Genomic DNA, 24,082 nt, shown 5'->3' on the forward strand with positions numbered 1-24,082 from the left:
CCGCGTCGGACCGGGCAGCCATGACCAGCACGACATCGCGACCAAGGAGGGCGTGACGAGATGATCAAGCACACGAAGAGGAAGCCGGAGCCGACCGACGTCGTCATCATCGGCGTCGGAGCAGGCGGCGCGACCGCCGCGAAGGTGCTCACGGAGGCGGGGCTGCGGGTCGTCGGACTTGAGCGCGGACCGTGGCTCACGCCGGAGCACGCGTCCGGCGACGAGCTCAAGATCCTCAACCGCAACTACCTGTGGCAGGACCCCAGGCTGAAGCCGCGCACGTTCCGCGCGAGCGAGTCCGAGCAGGCCGTCGTCACGAACTTCTCCGCGACCCCGCAGGTGGTCGGCGGCGGAACGACGCACTGGGGCGGGATGGTGCCCCGGATGACGGTCGACGACTTTCGGATGCACTCGCTGCTCGGAGACATCGAGGGGGCGAGCCTCGTGGACTGGCCGATCACCTACGAGGAGCTCGAGCCGTACTACTCGAGGGTGGAGTGGGAGTTCGGCACGTCGGGGCTGGCCGGCGCCAACCGCTGGGAGGGGCCGCGCAGCCGCGGCTATCCGACGAAGCCGTCGAACCTCAGCCAGATCGGTCGCGTGTTCGCGACGGCGATGGAGCGGCTGGGGCACAGCACGTTCCCGATGCCGCAGGGCATGGTGACCGAGCCGTACCGCGGGCGCGAGCCGTTCAGCGAGAACGGGTTCTGGCAGCAGTACCCCGACCCGGGCAGCGGCAAGAGCTCGACGCTCATCACGTTCGTCCCGGACGCACTCGCCACGGGCCTGTTCGACCTGCGTCCGGACTGCTACGTGCGGGAGATCCTCGTCGGCCGGGATGGCCGGGCGACCGGCGTGCTCTACCAGGACGCGGACGGGACCGAGCTCGTCCAGGAGGCGAAGGCCGTCATCGTCGCGGGCGGCGGCATCGAGACGCCGCGGCTGCTGCTCATGTCGACGAGCCAGCAGTTCCCCGACGGGCTCGCCAACTCCTCCGGCATGGTGGGCAGGAACGCGACGTTCCACCAGTACTCGTTCTCGGTGGGCCTGTTCGACCGGGAGCTGCACGACCCGCTCTACGGCTGGTCGGGTCACTACATGAACCTGTGCTCGTTCGACTTCTACCAGACGGACGAGTCACGGGGGCACGTGCTCGGCTCGCTCATTTTCCCCTCGATGATCGGCCATCCGATCAACTGGACCTTCCCCGGCAAGCCGACCTGGGGCCAGGCAGCCAAGGACGCGGACCGCGAGTTCTTCAACCACTCGATGAAGATCGGCGTACTGCTGCACGACCTGCCGGTCGAGAGCAACCGCGTCGATCTCGACCCGGACGTCGTCGACGCGTGGGGGCTGCCCGTCGCGCGGATCACCCACACGCCGCACCCGAACGACTACGCCCAGGAGCGCTGGCAGATCGCGAAGAACGGCGAGATCCTCGAGGCGGCGGGGGCGAGCCGCGTCATCCCGGTCAACATGGAGCGGATCACCGGGAACACCTCGCACGAGCTGGGGACGGCCCGGATGGGGAACGACCCGGCGGCGTCCGTCGTTGACCGCTGGTGCCGCACCCACGACGTGCCCAACCTCTACGTCTTCGATGCAAGCTTCTTCCCGACGGCCACCGGGATCAACCCGGCGCTGACGATCATGGCGAACACGTGGCGGTGCGTCGACCACATGCTCGCCTACGACCGGCGCGGCTGGGCCTGAGCACCGGCCCCCCGACGCGCGGACGACGCATCCCACGACACGAACGAGACTCCAAGGAGCAACCATGGGACAGGCCGAGTGGGTCACCATCCCGATCTCCGCTGCGGCGGACGACGACCCGATCTTCTTCACCGACCACGAGTGGCGCACGGTCGAGGCCGCGACGGCACGCATCATCCCGACCGACCACCACCCGGGCGCCCGGGAGGCCAAGGTGGTCCGATTCATCGACCGGATGCTCGCCGGCACGGACTACGTGTTCGCCTCGGCCGACGGCTCCGGCTTCCTGCGGATGACCGGCAGGGACGACGCGGCCTGGGCCGAGCGCATCGCGCACCGCGGCCGGCTCTACCGCGACGGTGTCGCGGAGCTGGATCGGCTGGCCCGCCAGGAGGGCGAGCGCGACTTCGCCGACCTTGACGACGACGCGCAGGACCGCGTGCTCGAGCAGCTGTCGGGCGAGCCGAAACCGCAGCCGTACGAGGTGCCGGGCGATGCCACCGGGACGGGCGGGGCGCCGGCGGGGAACCAGCCGGTGAACGAGGACTTCCTCGAGTTCTTCCCGCTGCTGGTCCTCAACACGCGCCAGGGCTTCTACGCCGATCCCGTCTACGGCGGCAACCTCGACCGGATCGGCTGGGGCGTCATCGGGTTCGACGGCCCGCCGTCGCTCAGGAGCACCACCGACGGGAGCTACACGACCGTCCAGTACATGATCCCGGAGGCCACCTGGCCCTACGAACGTCACCCCGCCGTCCTGCGGTACCGCTGAGGGTGCGGCTGGACCCGGCGGTGGGATCGCGCGGCACCGTCGGCGCATCCTCCCCTAGGCTCCCCCACAGGGCGCGCGACCGGCGCGCTCGGCTGATCGAGGGAGTCGAGACGTGGGAGAGCCAGCCGCGCGGACACCCCGGATGGCTGACGTCGCGCGGCTCGCCGGGGTCTCCGTCCCCACCGTCTCCCGCGTCGTCAACGGCTACACCCACGTGACGCCGGAGGTGCGCGAGCGTGTCCAGCAGGCCATCGCCCAGCTCCGCTACCGACCGAACTCGGTCGCGCGCGCGCTCGTGACCAACCGGACGAAGCGCCTCGGCGTCATCACGTACGCCCTGTCGGTGACGAGCCCGTCGCTGGCACTCCTCGGGGTGTCGGAGGAGGCGCGCGCCGCGGGGTACTCGACGAACCTCGTGACGCTCGACTCGGTGAGCCCAGAGAGCGTGCGGTCGGCGCTGGCGCACCTGGCGGACGACGCGGTCGACGGCGTGATCCTGCTCGCCCCGATGGTCGAGACCACCCACTCGCTGGCCGGGCTCGACCTTCCGATGCCCGTCGTGTCGTTCGAGCAGGGGGCGACGGGTGCGGACGCCGCCGTCGCGCTGGACGAGGTGCTCGCGGCGCGACTCGGCACCCGGCACCTGCTCGACCTGGGACACGACACGGTCCACTTCGTCCGCGGGCCCGATGGCTGGATGGCCACCGAGGCGCGCGAGCAGGGCTGGCGCCGCGAGCTGACCATCGCTGGCTGCCACGCGCCGGAGCCGATCCCGTGCGAGGACTGGAGCGTCGCCTCCGGCTACCGCGCGGGGCAGCGGCTGGCGACGACGACGGGCGTGACGGCCGTGCTGGTCTCCAACGACGCGATGTGCCTCGGCGTCTACAGGGCGCTGGCCGAGGCGGGGCTGCGGGTGCCGGACGACGTCTCGGTCGTGGGATTCGACGACGCTCCCGAGTCCGCCTACTACCTGCCGCCGCTCACGACGCTACGGCTCGACTTCGAGGCGGCCGGACGCTCGGCGCTCCGACGGCTCCTGCGCATGCTCGGCGACGGAGGCAGCGACGGCGGGACGGAGGCCGTCGACCCACCGGCCCCGGAGCTGGTGGTGCGATCGTCGACGGCGCCGCCCCGCAGTCACGTCGGCGCGGACTCCGACCGGGGCGCGTGACTGGCCGCTTTGTGTGCGCGCGAGTGGGCGGGTAGGCTCTCCCGAGCGGCTCAGGCCGCCCTTGGAGACGTCGCATAGTCAGGTCTAGTGCGCATCCCTGCTAAGGATGTGAGGGTGCAAGCCCTCCGTGGGTTCAAATCCCACCGTCTCCGCCATCGCCCTAGAGGCAGAACGTGTTGCCCTCGGGGTCCGTCATGACGGCCCACGCGCCGTTGCTGTCGCTGCGACGCTCGAGGAGTCGCCCGCCCAGCTCCTCGACCCGCGCGATCGCGTCTTCGCGGTCGGCAACCTGGCAGTCGAGGTGCACCCGGTCCTGGCGATCCGGGACGGCGCCGGTCCTCTGGAAGAGCAGCCGGACGTGCCCCTCGCCCGGGTCGACCAGCACGAACCCGTTGCCGGCGTCCCGCGGGACGCCTCCGACGAGGTGCGCCCAGAACCGGGCCAGGCCCTCGGGGTCGGGCGAGTTGATCGTGACGCAGTCGACGCGGACGAACGGGGCCATGGCGCGAGGCTAGTCCCCCGCACCGGCCCGGCCCCGGGACCAACGTTCCTCCCGCCCCGCCGGACGCCCCCGCCTACAGTGAGCGCCATGCACCTCGACCCCGCACGGCTCGCGCCCGTCGTCGACGACGACACCGTGGGCGACCTGCGCGCCTGGACCGACGTCGACCTGCCCGGCCTCGACCGTCGCGCCGACCTCTCCGTCTGGCTGCCGAGCGGCTACGACGACGCGGCCGCGAGCGCCCGCCGCTACCCCGTCGTCTACCTGCACGACGGCGGCAACCTGTTCCTCCGCGCGACCTCGTTCGCCGGAGCGACCTGGCGCGTCGGCGAGGCGATGAGCGCCCTCGACGCGGAGGGGATCCCCGCCATCGTCGTCGGCATCCCGAGCCACCCGACCGACCGCGCGGGCGAGTACACGCCGCACCCCCACGCCGAGCACGGCGGCGGACGCGTCGAGGAGTACGCCGTCTTCCTCGCGGACCACCTCAAGCCGGCGATCGACCGCGCCCTGCGCACGGAGCCGGGGCCGACCTCGACGATCGTCGCGGGAAGCTCGCTCGGCGCGATCGCCAGCGCCTACCTGTGGCAGACCCGGCCCGAGTCCTTCGGCGGCGCGGGCCTGTTCTCCACCTCGTTCTGGTTCCCCGGCGAGCGCGCCATCGACGACCTCGCCGCTGCCCTGCGCGAACCGCGCACCGGCGCCCGCGTCTACCTCGACGTCGGCGGGCGCGAGGGCGCGAACGCGTTCGAGGCCGAGGTCCAGGTCTCCACCTCCGAGCTGGCGCTGCGCGCCCTGCGCGCCTCCGACGTCCCGGTCCGCTACGTCTACGACTCGACGGCCCCGCACCACGAGGACGCCTGGGCCGAGCGCCTCCCGGCCGCGCTGCGCTGGCTGCTCGCCGGCTGGGACGCGGGACGGCCCCGCGGGTAGGCGGTAGCGAAACACGGCGGGTCCCTCCCCGAAACGACGCGCGCCGCCGACGGTAACGGCGGGGCAACACGTCCCCGGGAGAGTCGGGAGGCCGACGGGGGCGCCCCGACCGGCGGGCGTCGATCCCGCCGGTCCCCCACGGAAGGACCCCCCACCATGAGCCCTGCCCCGACGCGACCGTCCCGGGGGTGGCGCCAGCGCCCCGGCGCGACCGCTGGCCGACGCGCAACCACGAGCACCACGCCCGCCCGCACCGCCACGCCGATCCGCACCATCGCGGTCCTCGCGCTCGCGACGCTGACCGCGACGATCGCCCCGGCTGCGCTCGCGGCGCCGTCCACGTCGACCCTCACGATCACGGCGCCGGCGGAGGTGGCGGTCGAGGAGACCGTCTCCGTCGTCGTCGACCTGGGTGAGGTCACGGACCTCTACTCCTACGCCCTCGACCTCGCCTACGACGCCGACGTCCTCACGTTCGTCTCCGCGACCGCGCCCGACGGCGGCTTCGACTCGACCGACGCCGACGGCGGACGGGTCGCGGTCGTGCACTCCCGCCTCGGCACCTCGCCCGGGCTCGCCGGCGAGCTGTCCGTCGAGCTGGTCTTCACCGCCTCCGCACCCGGCGACTCCCAGCTCGTCGTCACCGCGCTCGACCTGGTCGGCTCCGACGGCGAGGTCTCCTCGCCCGAGACGCTGCCCGAGACGACCGTGACCGTCCTCGCGCCAGCGCCGTCGGTCTCCCCGTCCCCCTCACCGACGACCTCGGCCTCCCTGTCCGCCTCCCCGACGACCTCGGACGGCGCGTCAGGCCCGTCCTCGACGACCGGGTCCGCCCCCGACCCCACCGACACCGCGACCTCCGGCTCCTCCGGCGGTCGCCTCTCCTCCACCGGCGCCGACGTGCTCCCGCTCCTCCTGGGCGCGCTCGCGCTCACCGGCCTCGGCGCGTTCCTCGCCGTGCGGCGGAAGGCGGCGCGGCGATGACCACCCAGCCCGGAGCCCCCGGTCCGACTCCCCCGACCTCGGAGGTCCCCATGCGAGCTGCGCATCGCGCCCGTCCCATCGTCGCCGTCCTCGCCGTCGGCACCGCGCTCGGCGTCGGCACCGCCCTCCCCGCCTCGGCGGCACCGGTCACGCCGGCCACCGCACCGATGCTCGCCCCCTTCTACACGGAGCTGGACCTCACGGGTGACGCCATGGTCACCGTCGCCGACCTCGACGTCGTCGCCGCCGGGCTCGGCGCCGTGAGCGGCGACGCAGCGTGGAACCCGATCGCCGACGTCGACGGGGACGGGATCCTGACCGTCGCCGACCTGGCGGCGGTCTCGGGACGCATGATCTACGACGACGGGCCGTTCGAGCTGGTCGAGGCGAGCCTCGTCGACATGCAGGCGGCGATGAACGCGGGCGTCATCACGTCGGCGGACCTGACCTCGGCCTACCTCGAGCGCATCGACGCCTACGACACCCGCGTGCCGTCCGGCGGCCGGGCGCTGAACTCGGTCATCACCGCCTCGACGACCGCCGCGCTGACGGCCGCCGCCGAGGCGGACGCCGTGCGCGCCGAGGAGGGGATGACGAGCCTGCTGCTGGGGATCCCGGTCGGCCTCAAGGACAACATCGACACGTTCGACCTGCCGACGACCGCGGGCTGCGCCTGCTGGGAGACCAACCAGACGGCCACCGACGCCACGATCGCGGCGGCGCTGCGCGAGGCGGGGGCCGTCATCGTCGCGAAGACGAGCCTCGACGAGTTCGCGTTCGGGTTCGTCTCGGAGTTCTCGGCGTTCCTGCCCGGCCCGCCGGGAACGGTCCCGCAGACGACGGCGCTGGTCGCCAGCCCGTACGTGACGACCCAGAGCGCCGGCGGCTCCTCGGGCGGGACCGGCGCCGCGGTCGCCGCGAGCCTGGTGGCCGTCGGCTTCGGCACCGACACCGGCGGCTCGATCCGCGTCCCGTCCTCCTACAACCAGCTCGTCGGCATCCGTCCGACGGTCGGCCTGGTCAGCCGCTCCGGCATCGTCCCGCTGGCGCTCAGCCAGGACACCGCCGGGCCCCTCGGACGCTCGGTGACGGACGCCGCCGTTGCGCTCGACGCGGTGGTGGGCGTCGACGGGACCGACCCGGTGACGCAGGCGCAGGCCGGTCTCGTCCCGGAGAGCTACACCGCCTCCCTCGACACCGGCGCGCTCGACGGTGCCCGGATCGGCTACGTCCCCGCGATGGTCGGCACCAACCCGACGACGGTCCGGCTCTTCCAGCAGGCCCTCGCCGACCTCGAAGACGCGGGCGCCGTCGTCGTCCCGGTGACGCCCCCGTCCGGGTTCGCCGCGGTCCTCGCCGAGCCCAGCGGCTCGACGAACGAGTTCCGCCACGACCTGGACGCCTACATCGCAGCCAACCTCGACCCGGCCGTCCCCTACCGGAGCCTGCAGGAGATCATCGACTCCGGTCGGTTCGTCACGGGCCGCCAGGGCTCCTACGTCGCCCGCGCCGCGGTGACCGACGAGACGTACGAGGGGTGGGCCGGTCCCGACGGAACGCACACGCTCGCGCTCGCCGCCGGCAAGGAGCTGGTGACGGGCATGCTGGACGACGCCGGGCTCGACGCCCTGGTGTACCCGAGCACCAACCCCTACGCGTCGCTCTCGACCAACATGCGGCTCAGCCCCAACACGGGGATGCCGGCCGTGACGGTGCCGATGGGCCAGGCGACGCCAGAGGACGGGACCATCGCCGGCGCCGGGGTCAACCTGGAGCTGCTCGGGCGCGACTTCGACGAGGGCGGACTGCTCGGCCTGGCGTTCGCCTACGAGCAGGCGACCCAGCACCGCGTCACGCCGACGGGCTACGGCCCGCTCGGCTGATCTGTCCAGCTCGGCCGACCTCGGCCGGGGTCGATCCGGGGGGCGACACCGCCCGGACCGACCCCGGCGGTGGTAGGATGACCGAAACTTTCGGTCGATCGACCGCGGGGCTCGGGAAGCAGGTGACATGCGCGGTCGGAGGGTCACCATCGCGGACGTCGCCGAGGCGGTCGGCGTCTCCGTCCCCACCGTGTCGAAGGTCCTCAACGGCCGCGCCGACGTCGCCCCGGAGACCCGCCGGCGCGTGGAGCGCGAGCTCGAGACGACGGGCTACCGACGCCGCTCGAGCTCGACGTCCTCCCAGCTCGAGCTCGTCATCCACGACATCGACACGTCCTGGTCCCTCGAGCTGATCAAGGGCGTCGAGGAGGTCGCGTCCGCCGCAGGGATCGGGGTCGTCCTCACGACGCTGCACGGGCGCCACCAGCCGTCCCAGTCGTGGACCGAGGGCGTCCTCCTCCGGCGGCCGATCGGCGTCATCATGGTCATGTCGGTGCTGGCCGACGTGCAGTACGAGCTGCTGGCGGCCCGCTCCATCCCCGCCGTCGTCGTCGACACTTTCGGAGCGCCGCCCGCGGCGGTCCCGACCGTCGGCTCCAACAACTGGTTCGGCGGGCTCGACGCCACGCGCCACCTGCTGGCGCTCGGCCACCGGCGGATCGGGATGATCTCCGGTCCGGACGCGATGATGTGCTCGCGCGCCAGGGTCGACGGGTACCGGAGCGCGCACGACGAGCTGGACGTGCCGTGCGACCCCCAGCTCGTGCGCTGGGGCAACTTCGAGGTCAGCGGCGGCTACGAGCACGCCCGGTCGCTGCTCTCCCTCCCGCACCCTCCGACCGCCATCTTCGCCGGGTCGGACCACCAGGCGGTCGGCGTCATGCGCGCGGCTCGCGAGCTCGGGCTGCGGGTGCCCGAGGACCTCTCGATCGTCGGCTACGACGACCTCCCGTTCGCCGACTGGCTCGCGCCCCGGCTCACCACGGTCGACCAGCCGCTCCAGCAGATGGCGGCGGAGGCGACGATCATGCTGCTCGACCTGCACCGCGGCGCGGTGGCGAGGTCGCCGCGCGTCGACCTCGCCACCGCGCTCGTGGTCCGCGAGTCGACCGCGCCGCCGGGCGGCTGAGCCCGCCCGGCGCACGGCCGCCCCGTCAACCCGTCGGCCGTCAGCCGTGCCAGACGTCGAACGGCGTCAGCGGCACGATCTCGGGGCGCTGCGGGCAGGTCGCCATGAGCACGCGGGACCCCTCGCGCGCCGAGTCCAGCAGCCCGCTCATGATGTCCATGACGTGCAGCCCGATGGCGCCGCTCGCGCGCGGTGAGCCGTCGCCCTGCCGCGGGAGGCCGGCCGCGCCGACCATCTCCAGCAGACCGACACCCCGCGAGCCGTCGACGAACCCCGCGCTCGGCGGCACCTCGCGCCACTCCCCGTCACCGCGGGTCAGCACCTCGACGGTGCCGCCGAAGCCGTTGGGATCGGGGACGACGAGCGAGCCGTCCTCGCCGTGGACCTCGATCGGACGCGCCCGCGAGCCGAACCCGTCGAAGCTCACCGTGATCGTCGAGATCGCGCCGTCGACGTGCTCGAGCGTCCCCGCGACGTGCGTCGCCACCTCCACCGGCACGCTCTGCCCGGCGCGCGGTCCCGACCCGATGGTGCGCGTCCCGCGCAGGCTCGACGCCGCACCGGTGACGGCGCGGACCGGCCCGAGCAGGTGCACGAGGCTCGTGAGGTAGTACGGCCCCATGTCCAGGAGCGGACCGCCGCCCGCCGCGTAGTAGAAGTCGGGGTTGGGGTGCCACGACTCGTGCCCGGGCGAGATCCACGTCGCGACCGCCGACGTCGGACGGCCGATCCGACCTCCGTCGACGCACGCCCGCGCCGTCTGGACGCCGGTCCCGAGCACGGTGTCCGGCGCGCAGCCGAGCATCGTCCCGGCCGCGCCGGCGGCCTCGACCACGTCGAACGCCTGGGACAGCGTCGCCGCGATCGGCTTCTCGCCCAGCCGGTGCTTGCCGGCGGCGGCGCACGCGAGCGCGACGGCGGCGTGGGCCGCGGGCGTGGTGAGGTCCAGGACGGTCTCCACCTCCGGCATGTCGAGCATCTCCGCCAGGGTGCAGCCCCGGGCGCCGAGTCGCTGCGCCTGCGTCCTCACCCGCTCCGGGTCGAGGTCGGCGACGGCGACGATCCGGACCCGCGGGTGGTCGGCGAGCGTCGCGAGGTAGGCCTCGAGGATGACCCCGAGACCGACTATGCCGACTCCGTGCGGCTCGCCCACAGCAGCCCCCTCTCCACGATCGTGCGGACGCTCGGGTGCTCCAGCACGTCCGGCGAGTGGCCCGGCGTCGCGACGAACACGCGGCCGGCGCCCCACAGGCGGGTCCACACGGCCGGCGAGACGATCGGGCGGTGCCACGGGTGCCACGGCCGGACCGGGTGGGTCGTCGTCGCGAGGACGTCGACGAGGTCGTCGTGCAGGACCCAGTACTGCTCGGTCTCCAGCTCGAAGTCCTCGATCCCGGCGGTGATCGGGTGCTCCCGCCCGAGCTCGGTGATCTCCACCGTGTACGGCAGGTAGTTGTCGCTCGCGTCGCCCTCCCGCAGGTGCGGCTCCTTGCCCGGGTGGGTGGCGAACTGCCCGCCGACGAGCTGGAGGTAGTCGGAGCTGTTGCGGTAGGAGTCGGCGATCCCCCCGTGCCACCCGGCGAGGCCGAGCCCCTGCTCGACCGCCCGCCGCAGACCCGTGAGCGCGTCCCACGAGATCTCGGACATGGTCACGGACTGCAGGACGAGGTCGAGCGCGGCCATCCGGTCGGCGTCGGCGTACACCTCGTTGTCGGTCTCGATGCTCACCTCGAACCCGTTCTCCCTCAGGAACGGGATGAACAGGTCGGTCGCAGCCTCCGGCTGGTGACCGTCCCAGCCACCGCGCACCACCATGGCGCGTCGCGTCATGCGTCTTCCTCTCTCTTTGCTCTCGTTGCTCTCGTTGACCGATCGGGTGTCCCGGTCGGTCGTCCTCGCTCCGGCGCGCGACGCGGCCGGCTCAGTCCAGGGCGACGGAGGTCAGCCGCGACTCGTCCGCCGCGCTGCGCTGCACGGCGTCGAGCACGCGCTGGACCTGCAGCGCCTCGGCGAACGACGGGGACGCCTCGCCCTGCCCCGCGATGGCGCGCACCAGGTCGACCACCTGGTGCGTGAAGCCGTGCTCGTACCCGATGCCGTGCCCGGTCGGCCACCAGGCCGACATGTAGGGGTGCTCCGGCTCCGTCGCGAGGACCCGCCGGAAGCCCGCCGGCCCCGGCGCGGTCGCGTCGTACACCTCGAGCTCGTTGCTGCGCTCGTAGTCGAACGCCACCGAGCCGAGCGTGCCGTTGATCTCGATCCGGTTGGCGTTGCGCCGTCCGGTCGCCATCCGGGTCGCCTCGAAGACGCCGAGGGCCCCGGTGGCGAACCGCGCCGTGAACGCCGCCGCGTCGTCGACTGTGACGGCCTCCCGCTCCCCCTCGACCCGGCCGCGGCCCCCGAGGCCGACCTGCTCGGTGAGCGTCGGGCGCGTCGGGACGAAGGTGCGCAGGACGGCGGAGACGTCGCGGATCGGCGAGCCGAGCAGCCACTGGGCCGTGTCGATCGAGTGGGCGCCGATGTCCCCCAGGGTTCCGCTGCCGGCCTTCGCGGCGTCGAGCCGCCACGTCATGGGGGCGTCGGGGTCGACCAGCCAGTCCTGGAGGTACTGCGCGCGGACGTGTCGCACCTCGCCGAGCGCCCCGGCGGCGAGGAGCTCGCGGGCGAGGGCGAGGGCCGGGGTGCGGCGGTAGCTGAACCCGCACATCGCGACCGTCCCGGACCGGCGGGCGGCCGCCGCGGCCGCCGCGGTCATCGTCTCGGCCTCCTCGACGGAGTTCGCGAGGGGCTTCTCGCACAGCACGTGCTTGCCGGCCTCGAGCGCGGCGACGGCGATCTCGGCGTGCAGGTCGCCCGGCGTGCAGATGTCCACCACGTCGACGTCATCACGCGCGACGACGTCACGCCAGTCCGTCGACACCTCGCGCCAGCCGAACCCGGCGCCGAGGGCGTCGGCGCGCTCGCGGTCGCGCCCGACGAGCACGGCGAGCTCGGGACGGCGGGGCAGGTCGAAGAACGACCCGGCGGTGCGCCACGCGTGGCTGTGCGCCCGCCCCATGAACCCGGCTCCGACGAGGGCGACCCTCAGCACGGGACCTGACTGTGCGCCCACGGCGCCTCCTTCTTCGATCGTGACGGACGTGGCTCGTGACGGACCACGACCGGCCGGGGACGGCGGTCGGTCAGAGGGTGACGCTCAGGTCCCGCGTCGGACCGGCGGGGAGGTCGACCTCGACGCGGGCGCCGCCACCCCGGGTGTCGACACCGGGGGCGTCGCCGACTCGGGTCAGCGCGTAGCGGCCGGCCCAGCCGCCGCTCACGCGGACACACCCGTCGGCGTCGGCCACCACCTCGTGCGGCTCGTACCACCAGTCGCCGCGCACGAGGTCGCGCAGCGCCCAGTAGGACGGCTTGGGGGTCCCGTCGGCGCGGACCAGGCCCGACGGGGCGCCCAGCCACTGGTCGCGGTCGCAGAAGCCCCAGTACGTGACGGCCTCGACCGCCGGGTGCGCCGCGAGCGTCGAGTAGTGCTGGACGATCTCGTCCGCCTGCCGGGCCTCGCCCTCGGGGGTCGTCGGCCAGGAGTCGACGACGTAGTCGTTGAGGTCCTCGATGTGCGCCGGCATGAGGTCGCCGGACAGGAGCGTCGTCTCGGTCCAGTGCAGCGGGAGGCCGAAGCCGGCGAACCGCTCGCAGATCTCCCAGAGCTGGTCGCGACCGCGGAACCCCTGGTGCATGTGGGACTGCAGGCCGATCGCGTCGATCCGGATGCCGGCGTCCAGCACGTCGGCGACGAGCCGCTCGTACTCGGGTCCGAGGTCGAAGTCGTTGAGCACGAGCGTCGGCTCGGTGCCCTGGCTGCGCGCCTCTTCGACGGCGAGGCGCACCATCTCCACGCGCCCCTTCTCCGCTGCCATCCGCGTGATCGCGTTGGGCACGCCGTCGGGCTCGTTGACGAAGCGGGGCATGATGACGACCTCGTTGATGACGTCCCACGTGTCCACCACGCCCGCGAAGTCGCGCACCTCGCGCCGGATCCGCTCCCTCAGCAGGCGCTCCGCCTCCGCCAGCGGCAGCCGGTCGACCCACGGCGCCTTGACCGTGTGCCAGACGAGCGGGTGCCCCTTGAGGCGGACGCCGCGCTCGGCGAACCACCGCGCCGTCGCGAGGGTCGGCTCCAGGGCGGTCCGTCCCGGCTCCGGCTCGTACCGCCCCCAGTAGAACGACAGCGTCGCGGTGTCGAAGAGGTCGAGGTAGAGCTCCTGCAGCTCGCTCTCGACCAGGTCCATCCCCGATCCCGTGGCGCCGAAGCCGAAGGCGTGCCGGACCTGCTCGACGCGGACCACGGCGCCCGGGCAGGGCCGGCCCTCGGCGTCGAGCAGCACGAGACGGGCATCGACGTGGCGGAAGCTGAAGTCGTCGGGCACGGCGTTCCTCTCTGAACGTACGGCGGCTGTGCCGGTCGGGCGATCCCACCTTATATCGATAAAACTTTGTCGGCAAACCGACCTCGACGGCGCCGGGACGGCACAGGCCCGCGCCCCCCGTACGCTGGCTCCGGGGTCCGGACGAGGGCCGGGACCGATGGGCGCAGGAGGCGGAGATGGTCACGATGAGCGACGTGGCGCGCCTCGCGGGCGTCTCCGTGATGACCGTCTCCAACGTGCTGAACGACCGCCCGTACGTCAAGACGTCGACCCGGGACCGGGTCCTGGCCGCGGTCGCCGAGCTCGGCTACGAGATCAACCTGAGCGCGCGCCACCTGCGCTCGGGCCAGACCGGGACGGTCGGGCTGATCGTGCCGCGGTTCTCCCACCCCTACTTCGCCGAGCTCGCCGACGCGCTCGCCTCGGAGCTCACCGCCAGGGGACGCCACCTCGCCGTCGAGCAGTCGGAGGCGTCGCGGGAGCACGAGCTCGCGGCGCTCTCCCGCGCGCGCCTGCAGCGCTACGACGCCGTCGTGCTGAGCGTGGCCGGCCTCGAGCGGGAGGAGCTCGCGACGCTCGCCGAGTCGCCGCCCGTCGTGCTCCTCGGCGAGCGGGAGATGCCGGCCAGGTTCGACCACCTGCAGCTCGCGAACATCGAGGGCGCCCGGCTCGCGACCACCCGCCTGCTCGACTCGGGGGCTCGCCGCGTCGCGGTCGTCGGGGGTGACCTCCAGCGCGACGACGCGACGGCCCGCCTCCGGACCGACGGCTGGATCGCGGCGCACGAGGAGCGCGGCCTGCCCGTCGACGAGCGGCTCGTGCTGAGCGACGGACGCTACAGCGCGGAGGAGGCCCACGACGCGGTGATCGCGGCGCACGCCGCCGGCCTCGACCCGGACGGCTACTTCGCCATCACCGACGACATCGCGACCGGCGTCCTCGCGGCGCTCCACCGGCTGGGCCGCGCGGTGCCGGAGGAGATCGGCGTCGTCGGGTACGACAACCTGGTCGCCTCGGCGTGGACCGTCCCGGCCCTCACGACGATCGACGCGGGGCGGGCCGAGGTGGCGCGCACGATCGCCGACCTCATCGAGCGGCGGATCGCCGACCCCTCGGCCTCACCCCGGCACCTCGTCGGGCAGGTCCGCCTGATCGAGCGGGACTCGGTGGCACCCCTGCCCTGACGACCGGCCGGGCGCACCGAGACGTCGGCCCTCCCGGCGACCTCCTCTTTATCGATACAGTTCCTCCCATGGCTCCTCCCAGCCCGCCGCGGACGGCGGCCGACGGACCCGCTCGCCACCGACTGACCGCCGCGACGCCGGCGCACGCGTGGACGGAGGCCTACCCGCTGGGCAACGGGACGATCGGCGCGATGTGCTGGGGCGGGCCGGACGTCGACCGGACCCAGGTCAACGACGCCACGTGCTGGAGCGGTTCGCCGGACTCGGCGCGCGGCGAGGTGGCCGACGACGGGCCGGCGCGGCTCGCCCGGGCGCGCGCCGCCCTCGCGGAGGGCGACGTCCGAGCGGCCGAGGAGGAGCTGCGCCGGCTCCAGGGCGGCTTCAGCCAGTCGTTCCAGCCGCTGGTGGACATCGAGATCACCCGCGAGGGCGCCGACCGCCTCCCGGCCGGTCAGGAGGCTCCCCCGCTGGGGACCCGCACCCTCGACCTCGCGCGCGCCGTCGCCGAGCACACCTGGGAGCACGACGGGGTCCGCACCACCCAGCTCACCTTCGTCAGCCACCCGGCCCAGGCGCTGGTGCTGCACCGCACGTCGTCCGCCGCCGAGAGCCTGCTCGTGCGGCTGACCTCCCCGCACCCCTCGACCACCGTCACCGCGAGGATCGTCGCGGACCCGGACGACGTGGCAGGCAGGCCGGCCGGGGCGAGGATCGACCTCGTCACCCGGATGCCCCACGAGCTGCTGCCGTGGCAGGCCGGTGCCGTCCAGCCGCTGCGCTACGACGGCCCGGCCGTCAGCGCCGTCGCGACGGCGCACGTGCGCACGGACGGGCGGCTCGTCGCCGTCGACGGCGGGATCCGGGTCGAGGACGCCTCGACGCTCACCCTCGTCCTCGCGACGGCCACCGACGCCGGCGGTGACGACGACCGGGCGCCCTGCCACGGCGACACCGGCATCCTCCTGGCGCGGGCCGGCGACACCGCGACCGTCGCCGCCGAGCGGTCCGTCCCCGACCTGCTGGCGGAGCACGTGGCGGACCACGCCGCGCTGTTCGACCGCGTCGACGTCGAGCTGGGCGAGGACGAGCACGACGAGCTGGTCGCCCGGCTGTTCGCCTACGGGCGCTACCTCCTGATCGCTGGGTCGCGCCCGGGGACGCCGCCGCTGACCCTCCAGGGCATCTGGAACGAGTCGCGGACGCCGCCGTGGAACAGCGACTACACCCTCAACATCAACCTCGAGATGAACTACTGGCCGGCGCACACCACCGGGCTGTCCGAGTGCGCCGACGCCCTCGCCGACTGGGTGCGCGTGCTCGCCGCGCGGGGACGGGACGCCGCGCGCGGCCTCTACGACGCCCCGGGGTGGGTCGCGCACCACAACAGCGACCAGTGGGGGTTCGCCCTGCCGACGGGCCGCGGTGACGACGAGCTGAGCTGGTCGTTCTGGCCGATGGGCGGGGTGTGGCTGGCGCGGCAGCTCCTGGAGACCGCGGAGTTCACCGGGCGGCGCAGCGACGCCGAGGCCGTCTGGCCCACCGTCGCGGGGGCGGTCGAGTTCACCCTGGCCTGGCTGCAGCCCATGCCGGACGGGACCCTCGGCACGACGCCCTCGACGAGCCCCGAGAACGACTACCTGGCTCCGGACGGGCGGCCGAGCGCCGTCACGACGTCCGCCACCAGCGACATCGAGCTGGTCCGGGACCTGCTCGACGGTGTGCTCGCCCTGCCCCGCGACCTGGTCGGTGCCGAGCTGCACGACCGGGTCGCCCGCGCTCACGCCGCGCTCCCCCCGACCCGCGTGCTGGCGGACGGCCGCATCGCCGAGTGGCACGGCGACCCGCCCGAGTCCGACCCGCTGCACCGGCACCAGTCCCACCTCGCCGGCCTGTTCCCCGGTCGCAGCATCACCCGGGCGACGCCCGAGCTGGCCCGCGCGGCGTCCGCGACGCTCGACGCCAGGGGCGAGGACAGCACCGGGTGGTCGCTCGCGTGGCGCCTGTGCCTCCGCGCTCGGCTCGGGCAGCCGGAGCACGTCGCCCGGCTGTTCGAGCGGTTCACCCGGACGGTGCCGCCGACCGTCACCGACGTCGGGCTCAGCGGCGGGATCTACCCCAACCTGTTCTGCGCCCACCCGCCGTTCCAGATCGACGGGAACCTGGGCGTGACGGCCGCGGTCGCCGAGGCGCTGGTGCAGTCGCACGAGCGCGACGACGACGGCGTCCGGCTCGTCCGGCTCCTTCCCGCCTGCCCGTGGCGCTCGGGCAGCGCACGCGGGCTCCGGCTGCGCGGCGGTGGACGCCTCGACCTGGGCTGGGCCGCCGGCGAGCCCGTCCGCGTCGCGCTCGGCGCCGATCGCGACGTCACCTACCGTCTCCTCTCGCCCACCGGTGGCGCGCGGGAGGTCGAGCTGTCGGGCGGGTCGACGGTGAGCCTCGCGCTGTCCTGAGCCGGCTCGCCACGCGCGGGCCGGGGTCCGCGAGGCCCTAGCCGGCGTCCGGCTCCGCGGGGGTGAACCGGGCCGTGACGTGAGCGACGAGCGGACGGGCGACCAGCTCGAGCAGGACGACGAACACCCACGCGAGCAGCAGCATCGCCCCGTCCCCCGCCACGTACACCGCCGCGGCGGCGACGAGCAGCAGACAGGCGAGCCCCAGCGTGACCCGCCAGGACAGGAACATCTCGGCCGCGGCGATCCGCGCGACGTCACGCGTCCGGAAGGAGAAGAAGGAGGAGACGACGAGCGCGTTGCCCGCCCACAGCGCGAGGACGACGCCGGCGGCGATCCCGGCCGCGCGCAGCAGCGGCCCGGCGACGTGGTCGCCCGCGTAGCCGACGTTCACCGCGAGCACCGCGGCGGCGACGAGCGTCGGCACCCACCAGCGCAGCACGTCGACGACGTTCATCCGGTACCCGCGCAGGAACAGGCGCGCCGACCCCGCGCCGGGATCCCGACGCCACCCGCGGACCGCGTAGAGACCGGCCGAGAGCGCGGGAGCGACGGCGACGAGGCCGAGGACGTAGAGCATGAGACCGAGCGGCGTCGCGCTGACGAAGAGACCGACGACGACGCTGGGCGCGCACGCCAGGGCCAGGCAGAGCCCGAGCACGACGCACCGGTTGATCGTCCGTGCCGCCCGCACCATCCGGCCGGCGCCCGAGCCGTCGACGTCCATGGCCCGATCCTCCCCGGTCACCACGGGTGCCCTCAACCCAGCGCGACGCAGGACACCGTCGGGCTCAGCACCCGGTCGGGCCCGACCCGTCGGGACGGACCGACGAGGTCGAGCTCGAGCGTCGCGTGCCAGTCCCGGCTCGACCGGGCGACGCCGAGGCGGACCCGTCCCGGCTCGACCACGCGGTCCGTCAGCCCGACGAAGGACGTGAGGTCGGCGTGCAGCTCGACGTCGACGCGGCGCCTCTCGCCGGGGGCGAGGGTGACCCGGTGGAAGGCGACGAGCCGCTCGACCGGGCGGGTCACCGCCGCCGCCGGGCCCTGCAGGTAGACCTGGACGACGTCGCTCACCTCGCGGTCGGTGTCGTTGCCGAGGGTCACGGCGAGCGTCGTGGTCCCGTCGGTCGGCCACCGCTCGCCCGAGGAGGTGACGTCGCCCCAGGTGAGGTCGGCGTAGGAGAGGCCGTGACCGAACGCGAAGAGCGCGTCGGGGTCGAGGTTCGAGACCGCGGACGCCCGGCCGAGCGGCGGCGCGAGGTACGTGCCGGGCTGCGCGCCGGCCTCGCGCGGGATCTGCACCGGAAGGTGGCCCGACGGGTTCACCCGTCCCGTCAGCACGTCGGCGACGGCCCGCGCGCCGAGCTGGCCGGGGAAGAAGCACTGGACGATGGCCGCGACGCGGCCGGCGAACCGGCCGAGGGCGTAGGGACGTCCGGCGAGGAGGAGCAGGACGACCCGGGCGCCCGTGGCGAGGATCGCCTCGAGCAGCTCCTCCTGCTCACCCGGCAGGTGCAGGTCGGGGGCGTCGCAGCCCTCGCCGGACGTGCCCCGGCCGAACAGCCCGGCGCGGTCGCCCAGCGCGACGACGACGACGTCCGCGCCCCGCGCCGCCGCGACCGCCTCGTCGAACCCGGACCGCCCGGGCTCCTTGACGTCGCACCCGACGGCGTGGCTCACCGGCCCCGGACGGGTCGCCCGCAGCTCCGCCAGGACGCTCGGCACCTCGATCCCCATCGGGCGGTCCGGGTGGTGGACGCCGACGTGCGCCGGGAAGGAGTAGCAGCCGAGCATCGCGAACGGGTCGTCGGCCACGGGACCGACGACGGCGAGCGAGGCGTCCGGCGCCAGCGGGAGCACGCCGTCGTTCTCGACGAGCACGACCGCCTCGCGGGCGAGCCGGAGCGCGAGGTCCCGCTGCTCGGCGCGGTCCAGGTCGATCGTCTCGGCGACCTCGGGCTCGTAGTCGGGGTCGAGCAGGCCGAGCTCGATCTTCTGCACGAGGACCCGCCGCACGGCCCGGTCGACGAGCTCCTCCGGGATCGTCCCGTCGCTCACCGCCTCCAGGAGGGGCGTTCCGTACGTGGCGACGGACGGCAGCTCGACGTCGATCCCGGCACGCAGCGCGAGGTGGGCCGCGTGCGCGTCCGACGTGGCGACCGCGTGCATGGCCCGGAGGAAGGCGACGGCGAAGTAGTCGGCGACCACGACGCCCTCGAAGCCCCACTGCTCGCGCAGGAGCCCGGTGAGCCGCGCCTCGTCGGCGGCCGCGGGGACCCCGTCGACCTCCGCGTAGGAGTTCATCACCGACCGCGCCCCACCCTCGCGCAACGCCATCTCGAACGGCGGGTAGAACACCTCCGCCAGCTCCCTCGGCCCCGCCGAGACCGGCGCATGGTTACGCCCCGCCCGCGACCCCGAGTACCCCGCGAAGTGCTTCAGCGTCGCCACGACGCCCGACCGCTCGAGCCCCCGCACGTACGCGGCCCCGACCGACCCCACCAGGAACGGGTCCTCGCCGATCGACTCCTCCACGCGCCCCCACCGGTAGTCGCGCACGACGTCGAGGACCGGCGCGAGCCCCTGGTGCACCCCGACCGAGCGCATCGCCCGACCGATCTGCCCGGCCATCTCCTCCACCAGCTCCGGATCGAACGTCGCACCCCAGGACAGCGGGATCGGATACGCCGTCGCACCCCAGGCCGCGAACCCGGCCAGACACTCCTCGTGCACCTGCGCCGGGATGCCGAACCGGTTCGCGGCCATCACCGCCCGCTGCGAGCGCGCGAGCGAGCGCGCGCCCATCACCGGGTCGATCGGCGCCGTGCCGAACGGGCGGGTGAGCTGCCCCAGACCGTCGACGATCGCCTCGGCGAACGTCGGGAGGTCCTTGGTCATCTCGTCCTGGTTCGGGGCGACCTCGCCCGCGTCGGCGTCGGCACCGACCCACAGGCCGACGAGCTGGCCCAGCTTCTCGGGCAGGCTCATCTCCGCGATCAGTGCGTCGGCTCGCTCCCCGGGCGACCGGGACGCGTCCCGCCAGGGTTCGACGGGGTCGGCGGACGACGTAAGGGCGACATTCATCGGCTCGGTTGTTCCTTGACTCTCGATGGGGGACTCCGGAGCGCCGGCTCAGCCCTTGACGGACCCGAGCATGACGCCGGAGACGAAGTAGCGCTGGACGAAGGGGTAGACGCACAGGATGGGGATCAGGGTGAGGATCATCGCGACGGCCTTGACGCTCTCGGCGATCTGCGTCGCGCTGTTCATCCCGGCCGCGGCCGCCCCCTCGGAGGCCGTCGACGAGGCGCCGGCGATGACGTTGCGCAGGAACAGCGTCACGGGGAAGAGCTCCTGCCGGTCCAGGTAGAGGAAGGCGGCGAACCAGTCGTTCCAGAACCCGACCGAGTAGAACAGGATCATCGTCGCGAGCACCGCCTGCGACAGGGGCAGGACGATCCGGGTGAAGATGCCGAACCACCCGAGGCCGTCGATCTGGGCCGCCTCCTCCAGCTCGAGCGGCTGGTTCTCGAAGAACGACTTCATCACGAGCAGGTTGAACACCGAGATCGCCCCCGGGACGACGATCGCCCAGATCGTGTTCTTCATCCCCAGCGCCGAGATGAGCACGTAGTTCGGGATGAGGCCGCCGTTGAAGAACATCGTGAACACGACGATCCCGACGAGGAACCCGCGGGCGCGCAGGTGGCGGCGCGCGAGCACGTAGGCCATGAGCGTCGTGAGCACCATCGCGATGACCGTGGCCACCACCGTGTAGACGACGGTGTTGCGGTAGTTGAGCCAGAACATCTGGTTCTGCATGAGGAACTTGTAGGTGTCGAGCGTGAACCCGACCGGCCAGATGCCGACCCTGCCCGCCTTGAGGGCCGCCGGGCTCGAGAACGACTGCGCCACGAGCATGGCGAACGGGAAGAGCATCGCGAGCGACAGCACCACGAGGAAGCCGTTGTTGGCCCAGGTGAAGATGCGGTAGCCGGTGGTGTCCCGCGGTCCTATCGAGCCCGAGCTGCGCCGCGGGTTCGTCGTCGTCATGGCACTCTGCGTCACCACAGGCTTGCTCCCACCAGTCGTCGCGACACGAGGTTCGCGGTCAGGACCATCGCGAGCCCGATGAGCGCCTGGAACAGGCCGATCGCCGCCGCGTAGCTGAAGTTGTTGGACACCAGACCCACACGGAACAGGTAGGTCGAGATGATGTCCGCCGTCGAGTAGGTCAACGGGTTGTAGAGGAGGAAGACCTTCTCGAAGCCGACGTTGAGGAAGGTCCCGATGTTGAGGATGAGCAGCGTCACCATCGTCGGCCGGATGCCCGGCAGGGTGATGTGCCACGTCTGGCGCAGCCGGTTCGCGCCGTCGATCCTCGCCGCCTCGTAGAGCGAGGCGTCGACGGTGGTGAGGGCCGCGAGGTACAGGATCGTCCCCCACCCGATCGTCTGCCAGACCTCCGACGTCACGTAGATGGTCCGGAACCACTCGGCCCGGTCGAGGAACGGGATGGCCGAGCCGCCGATCGACTCGATCCACTGGTTGATCGGCCCGCGGATCGCCAGGAGCTGCATCACCATGCCGGCGACGATGACGATCGACAGGAAGTGCGGGAGGTAGGAGATCGACTGGATCGTCCGCTTGAACACCCGGGCCCGCACCTCGTTGAGCGCCAGCGCGAGCAGGATCGGCAGCGGGAAGCAGATCAGCAGCGTGAGCCCGCCGAGGATCGCCGTGTTCGCGAAGACCCGCCAGAACTGCGGGTCGTTGAGGAACATCTCGATGTAGTAGGTGCCGACCCAGTACTCGCCGAAGATGCTCCCGCCCGGTCGGAACCGGCGGAAGGCGATGACGTTCCCGATCATCGGCAGGTACCGGAAGATCAGCAGGAAGACCACGGGCACGACGGCCATCGCGTACAGCACCCAGTTGCGCCTCAGCTCGACGCGCCACGGCGTCTTCGGCGCGCGCGGGCGGCCCCGGTCCCTGCGCGATCCGCCCGGCGGCCACCACCCGCGAGCCCTCGGGCGCCCGCGGGCCTCCTCGAGGATCTCGGCGGCCTGGGCCTCGGCGCCGATCTCCGCCGGTACCCCTGTCACGGCTGAGCTCATCGACTCACTCCCTTCGTTGCGCGGTGGGTGGGCGCGGCGACCCGCGCCCACCCACCGCGGACGGCTGCGATCAGCTCGCGTCGGCGACGGCCTCGGCGTGACGCTTCTGGGCGGTGTTGATGATGTCCATGTACTGCTGGACGCCCGCGGCCTGGAGCTCGGATTGGAACTGGTCCCACTCGCTCAGGTCGCGCTGCCCGACGATGAACTGCAGCACGGCGGTGTCGACGGAGTCCTTCAGCGACGTGCCGAGCAGCGACGCCTGCTCGAGCTCCATCTCGTTGAGCGGCCGCGGCGGGAAGGGGGCGCGCGGCGTCCGGTTGTCGATCACGGAGTCCATGTACTCGACGAACGCCGGCGCGTTGTAGGACTGCTTCAGCTCACGCGACTCGGACGAGCCGGCCAGCACGTTGCTCGCCCACCCCAGGTCCTTCTGGATGTCGATCGTGCCGGTGTCCATGTTGATGTTGTAGGCCTCGAGCTTGTACTCCGGCTTGAGCGTGACCGTGCCGTCGGCGTCGCGGGTGTAGGTCTCGCCCTCGGGCCCCCACTGCAGGAGCCAGCGGGCCTCGTCGCTGTAGTAGAGCCAGTCGGCGAACTGGAGGTAGGTGCACAGGTTCGGGTCGTCCTTGACCTTGGACGTGAGCATGAAGCCGTTCCAGAAGTTGCGCGGCTCGACCGTCTCGCCCGCGACCGGTCCGCCCGGGGGCGCGATCTGGACGAACTCGAACTCGGCGTCCGGGCCGAGCACCTCCTGCGTGGCGATGACGAACTCGTTGACCGTTCCGGACGCCCCGGAGGCCGCGAAGATCTGGTTGTTGGCGACCTTCTCCCGGACGGTGCCGGCGCCGTCGTTCTTCTGCGTGAAGGACTCCGTGTCCAGGAGGCCCTCGTCGGCGAGCTTGGCGAAGTACTCGACGAGCTGCTTGTAGCCGTCCGTCGTCGGGGTGTAGACGAACTCGCCCTTGTCCTCGTCCCAGAAGGCGCCGTCGCCGAAGCCCCACCCGGCAACCGCGCCGAAGCCGTGCGCCGCGTAGTTCAGCATGGACTGGCCCTCGAAGCCGTCGCCCAGCGGGTAGCTGTCGGGGTACTTGGCCTTGATCTTCTTGAGCGCCTCGTACATCTCGTCCCAGGTGTTGGGGACGCCGGCCCCGACCTCGTCGAAGACGTCCTTGCGGATGATGACCGTGAAGACGGGGACGGACACCTCCTGCAGGCCCGGGGTCATGTAGTACTTGCCGTCCTCCTGGCGCAGGTCGTCGACCATGGCGCGCAGGTCCCACTGGTCGACGTACTTGTTGAAGTTCGGCATGTAGTCGCTGTAGTCGCTGAGCGGGAGGACCGCACCCGAGGCCGCGTACTGCTTCTCGTCACCGGTGTAGACGAGCGGGATGAGCGGCGGGGCGTCCCCGGCCGAGATGAGCAGACCCTGCTTCTCCTCCTTGTCGCTGAAGGGGATGTGCGTCGGCACCAGCCGCACGTTGGTCAGCTCCTCGATCGTGTCGAAGAGCTGCCACGAGTCCGTCACCGGCGTCTCCGGCCAGTCGGTCCACAGGATGCCGAGCTCGGTCGGCTCGGCCGCCTTGAACTGCTCGTCCGCGGCGCTCTCCTGGGCGCACTGGAGCTGCGCCCCGCCGCCCTCGCTCTGCTGGCCGCCGTCTCCCGACGGGGTGCCGCCCCCGCCGCTGCATGCGCTCAGCACCAGCGACGCGGCCGCGACCGCGCCCGCGCCGAGCACCAGTCCTCTGCTTCCAGGGCGAATCCTGCCCACACCACTCATGGCTCTCCTCATCGAGACCGCCTCCGTCGCTGGA

Annotated in this window: 19 protein-coding genes and 1 tRNA gene; 10 read left to right on the forward strand and 10 right to left on the reverse strand. The window is 72.9% G+C overall.

Going from position 1 to position 24,082, the window contains the following annotated elements; all coding sequences use genetic code 11:
• Window positions 1-60 precede the first annotated feature (60 nt).
• The 4 genes from EDD28_RS04885 to EDD28_RS04900 all read left to right on the forward strand — a co-directional run bounded on the left by EDD28_RS04885 (window position 61) and on the right by EDD28_RS04900 (window position 3,811).
• Window positions 61-1,713, forward strand: a complete 1,653-nt coding sequence (locus tag EDD28_RS04885; protein WP_123738586.1) for a GMC family oxidoreductase — start codon at window positions 61-63, stop codon at window positions 1,711-1,713.
• Window positions 1,714-1,777: 64 nt separating this feature from the next.
• On the forward strand, window positions 1,778-2,485 hold the full coding sequence (locus tag EDD28_RS04890; protein WP_123738587.1) for a gluconate 2-dehydrogenase subunit 3 family protein: 708 nt from the start codon (window positions 1,778-1,780) through the stop codon (window positions 2,483-2,485).
• A 142-nt stretch (window positions 2,486-2,627) separates the two neighbouring features.
• Window positions 2,628-3,656, forward strand: coding sequence for a LacI family DNA-binding transcriptional regulator (locus EDD28_RS04895; RefSeq protein ID WP_123738588.1), 1,029 nt, complete (start codon window positions 2,628-2,630; stop codon window positions 3,654-3,656).
• Window positions 3,657-3,719: 63 nt separating this feature from the next.
• Window positions 3,720-3,811, forward strand: a tRNA-Ser gene (locus EDD28_RS04900).
• Window positions 3,812-3,816: 5 nt separating this feature from the next.
• On the opposite strand, the gene EDD28_RS04905 is transcribed toward EDD28_RS04900, so the two are convergent.
• Window positions 3,817-4,158, reverse strand: coding sequence for a VOC family protein (locus EDD28_RS04905; RefSeq protein WP_123738589.1), 342 nt, complete (start codon window positions 4,156-4,158; stop codon window positions 3,817-3,819).
• 87 nt (window positions 4,159-4,245) lie between these two features.
• Here EDD28_RS04905 and EDD28_RS04910 point away from each other — a divergent pair, with 87 nt between their 5' ends.
• The 4 genes from EDD28_RS04910 to EDD28_RS04925 all read left to right on the forward strand — a co-directional run bounded on the left by EDD28_RS04910 (window position 4,246) and on the right by EDD28_RS04925 (window position 9,087).
• Window positions 4,246-5,091 carry an alpha/beta hydrolase gene (locus EDD28_RS04910; RefSeq protein WP_148059550.1) on the forward strand — a complete coding sequence of 282 codons (846 nt, stop codon included), beginning with the start codon at window positions 4,246-4,248 and terminating at the stop codon, window positions 5,089-5,091.
• 156 nt (window positions 5,092-5,247) lie between these two features.
• Window positions 5,248-6,075: a cohesin domain-containing protein gene (locus EDD28_RS04915; protein WP_123738591.1), complete on the forward strand. Its 828-nt coding sequence runs from the start codon at window positions 5,248-5,250 to the stop codon at window positions 6,073-6,075.
• Between the two features lie 50 nt (window positions 6,076-6,125).
• Window positions 6,126-7,958, forward strand: a complete 1,833-nt coding sequence (locus tag EDD28_RS04920; RefSeq protein WP_123738592.1) for an amidase family protein — start codon at window positions 6,126-6,128, stop codon at window positions 7,956-7,958.
• Between the two features lie 127 nt (window positions 7,959-8,085).
• Window positions 8,086-9,087: a LacI family DNA-binding transcriptional regulator gene (locus EDD28_RS04925; protein WP_123738593.1), complete on the forward strand. Its 1,002-nt coding sequence runs from the start codon at window positions 8,086-8,088 to the stop codon at window positions 9,085-9,087.
• Between the two features lie 40 nt (window positions 9,088-9,127).
• On the opposite strand, the gene EDD28_RS04930 is transcribed toward EDD28_RS04925, so the two are convergent.
• The 4 genes from EDD28_RS04930 to EDD28_RS04945 all read right to left on the reverse strand — a co-directional run bounded on the left by EDD28_RS04930 (window position 9,128) and on the right by EDD28_RS04945 (window position 13,514).
• Window positions 9,128-10,240: a Gfo/Idh/MocA family protein gene (locus EDD28_RS04930; protein WP_123738594.1), complete on the reverse strand. Its 1,113-nt coding sequence runs from the start codon at window positions 10,238-10,240 to the stop codon at window positions 9,128-9,130.
• A complete protein-coding gene (locus tag EDD28_RS04935; RefSeq protein WP_123738595.1) occupies window positions 10,213-10,917 on the reverse strand; it encodes a ThuA domain-containing protein in 705 nt (234 codons plus the stop codon). The genes EDD28_RS04930 and EDD28_RS04935 overlap by 28 nt, the downstream gene beginning before the upstream one ends.
• A 91-nt stretch (window positions 10,918-11,008) precedes the next feature.
• A complete protein-coding gene (locus tag EDD28_RS04940) occupies window positions 11,009-12,145 on the reverse strand; it encodes a Gfo/Idh/MocA family protein (RefSeq protein ID WP_245968034.1) in 1,137 nt (378 codons plus the stop codon).
• A 124-nt stretch (window positions 12,146-12,269) separates the two neighbouring features.
• Window positions 12,270-13,514 (reverse strand): endo-1,4-beta-xylanase, encoded by a 1,245-nt coding sequence (locus EDD28_RS04945; protein WP_123738597.1) that lies wholly within the window; start codon window positions 13,512-13,514, stop codon window positions 12,270-12,272.
• Window positions 13,515-13,690: 176 nt separating this feature from the next.
• Between EDD28_RS04945 and EDD28_RS04950 the strand changes: the two genes are divergently transcribed.
• Together EDD28_RS04950 and EDD28_RS04955 are read left to right on the forward strand one after the other, a co-directional pair.
• On the forward strand, window positions 13,691-14,698 hold the full coding sequence (locus EDD28_RS04950) for a LacI family DNA-binding transcriptional regulator (RefSeq protein ID WP_123738598.1): 1,008 nt from the start codon (window positions 13,691-13,693) through the stop codon (window positions 14,696-14,698).
• Between the two features lie 68 nt (window positions 14,699-14,766).
• Window positions 14,767-17,148: a glycosyl hydrolase family 95 catalytic domain-containing protein gene (locus EDD28_RS04955; protein ID WP_123738599.1), complete on the forward strand. Its 2,382-nt coding sequence runs from the start codon at window positions 14,767-14,769 to the stop codon at window positions 17,146-17,148.
• A gap of 37 nt (window positions 17,149-17,185) precedes the next feature.
• Here EDD28_RS04955 and EDD28_RS04960 read toward each other — a convergent pair whose 3' ends face one another.
• The 5 genes from EDD28_RS04960 to EDD28_RS04980 all read right to left on the reverse strand — a co-directional run bounded on the left by EDD28_RS04960 (window position 17,186) and on the right by EDD28_RS04980 (window position 24,006).
• A complete protein-coding gene (locus EDD28_RS04960) occupies window positions 17,186-17,875 on the reverse strand; it encodes a DUF624 domain-containing protein (protein ID WP_123738600.1) in 690 nt (229 codons plus the stop codon).
• Between the two features lie 32 nt (window positions 17,876-17,907).
• Window positions 17,908-20,235: a beta-xylosidase/alpha-l-arabinosidase gene (locus EDD28_RS04965; RefSeq protein ID WP_123738601.1), complete on the reverse strand. Its 2,328-nt coding sequence runs from the start codon at window positions 20,233-20,235 to the stop codon at window positions 17,908-17,910.
• Between the two features lie 48 nt (window positions 20,236-20,283).
• A complete protein-coding gene (locus tag EDD28_RS04970) occupies window positions 20,284-21,204 on the reverse strand; it encodes a carbohydrate ABC transporter permease (RefSeq protein ID WP_123738602.1) in 921 nt (306 codons plus the stop codon).
• 11 nt (window positions 21,205-21,215) lie between these two features.
• Complete coding sequence (locus EDD28_RS04975) at window positions 21,216-22,268, reverse strand: ABC transporter permease (protein ID WP_123738603.1); 1,053 nt, start codon at window positions 22,266-22,268, stop codon at window positions 21,216-21,218.
• A gap of 70 nt (window positions 22,269-22,338) precedes the next feature.
• Complete coding sequence (locus EDD28_RS04980) at window positions 22,339-24,006, reverse strand: ABC transporter substrate-binding protein (RefSeq protein WP_245967922.1); 1,668 nt, start codon at window positions 24,004-24,006, stop codon at window positions 22,339-22,341.
• Window positions 24,007-24,082: the final 76 nt, after the last annotated feature.

Origin of the sequence: Salana multivorans (genome assembly GCF_003751805.1) — a bacterium.
Taxonomy (GTDB): Bacteria; Actinomycetota; Actinomycetes; order Actinomycetales; family Beutenbergiaceae; genus Salana; species Salana multivorans.

Excerpts from the sequence above, each read along its gene's own strand:
- EDD28_RS04940 (WP_245968034.1), bottom strand. The coding sequence starts at position 12,145 with ATGGGGCGGGCGCACAGCCACGCGTGGCGCACCGCCGGGTCGTTCTTC.
- EDD28_RS04950 (WP_123738598.1), top strand. The coding sequence starts at position 13,691 with ATGGTCACGATGAGCGACGTGGCGCGCCTCGCGGGCGTCTCCGTGATG.
- EDD28_RS04910 (WP_148059550.1), top strand. The coding sequence starts at position 4,246 with ATGCACCTCGACCCCGCACGGCTCGCGCCCGTCGTCGACGACGACACC.
- EDD28_RS04965 (WP_123738601.1), bottom strand. The coding sequence starts at position 20,235 with ATGAATGTCGCCCTTACGTCGTCCGCCGACCCCGTCGAACCCTGGCGG.
- EDD28_RS04885 (WP_123738586.1), top strand. The coding sequence starts at position 61 with ATGATCAAGCACACGAAGAGGAAGCCGGAGCCGACCGACGTCGTCATC.
- EDD28_RS04905 (WP_123738589.1), bottom strand. The coding sequence starts at position 4,158 with ATGGCCCCGTTCGTCCGCGTCGACTGCGTCACGATCAACTCGCCCGAC.
- EDD28_RS04970 (WP_123738602.1), bottom strand. The coding sequence starts at position 21,204 with ATGACGACGACGAACCCGCGGCGCAGCTCGGGCTCGATAGGACCGCGG.
- EDD28_RS04915 (WP_123738591.1), top strand. The coding sequence starts at position 5,248 with ATGAGCCCTGCCCCGACGCGACCGTCCCGGGGGTGGCGCCAGCGCCCC.
- EDD28_RS04975 (WP_123738603.1), bottom strand. The coding sequence starts at position 22,268 with ATGAGCTCAGCCGTGACAGGGGTACCGGCGGAGATCGGCGCCGAGGCC.
- EDD28_RS04925 (WP_123738593.1), top strand. The coding sequence starts at position 8,086 with ATGCGCGGTCGGAGGGTCACCATCGCGGACGTCGCCGAGGCGGTCGGC.
- EDD28_RS04920 (WP_123738592.1), top strand. The coding sequence starts at position 6,126 with ATGCGAGCTGCGCATCGCGCCCGTCCCATCGTCGCCGTCCTCGCCGTC.
- EDD28_RS04960 (WP_123738600.1), bottom strand. The coding sequence starts at position 17,875 with ATGGACGTCGACGGCTCGGGCGCCGGCCGGATGGTGCGGGCGGCACGG.
- EDD28_RS04890 (WP_123738587.1), top strand. The coding sequence starts at position 1,778 with ATGGGACAGGCCGAGTGGGTCACCATCCCGATCTCCGCTGCGGCGGAC.
- EDD28_RS04955 (WP_123738599.1), top strand. The coding sequence starts at position 14,767 with ATGGCTCCTCCCAGCCCGCCGCGGACGGCGGCCGACGGACCCGCTCGC.
- EDD28_RS04935 (WP_123738595.1), bottom strand. The coding sequence starts at position 10,917 with ATGACGCGACGCGCCATGGTGGTGCGCGGTGGCTGGGACGGTCACCAG.
- EDD28_RS04895 (WP_123738588.1), top strand. The coding sequence starts at position 2,628 with ATGGCTGACGTCGCGCGGCTCGCCGGGGTCTCCGTCCCCACCGTCTCC.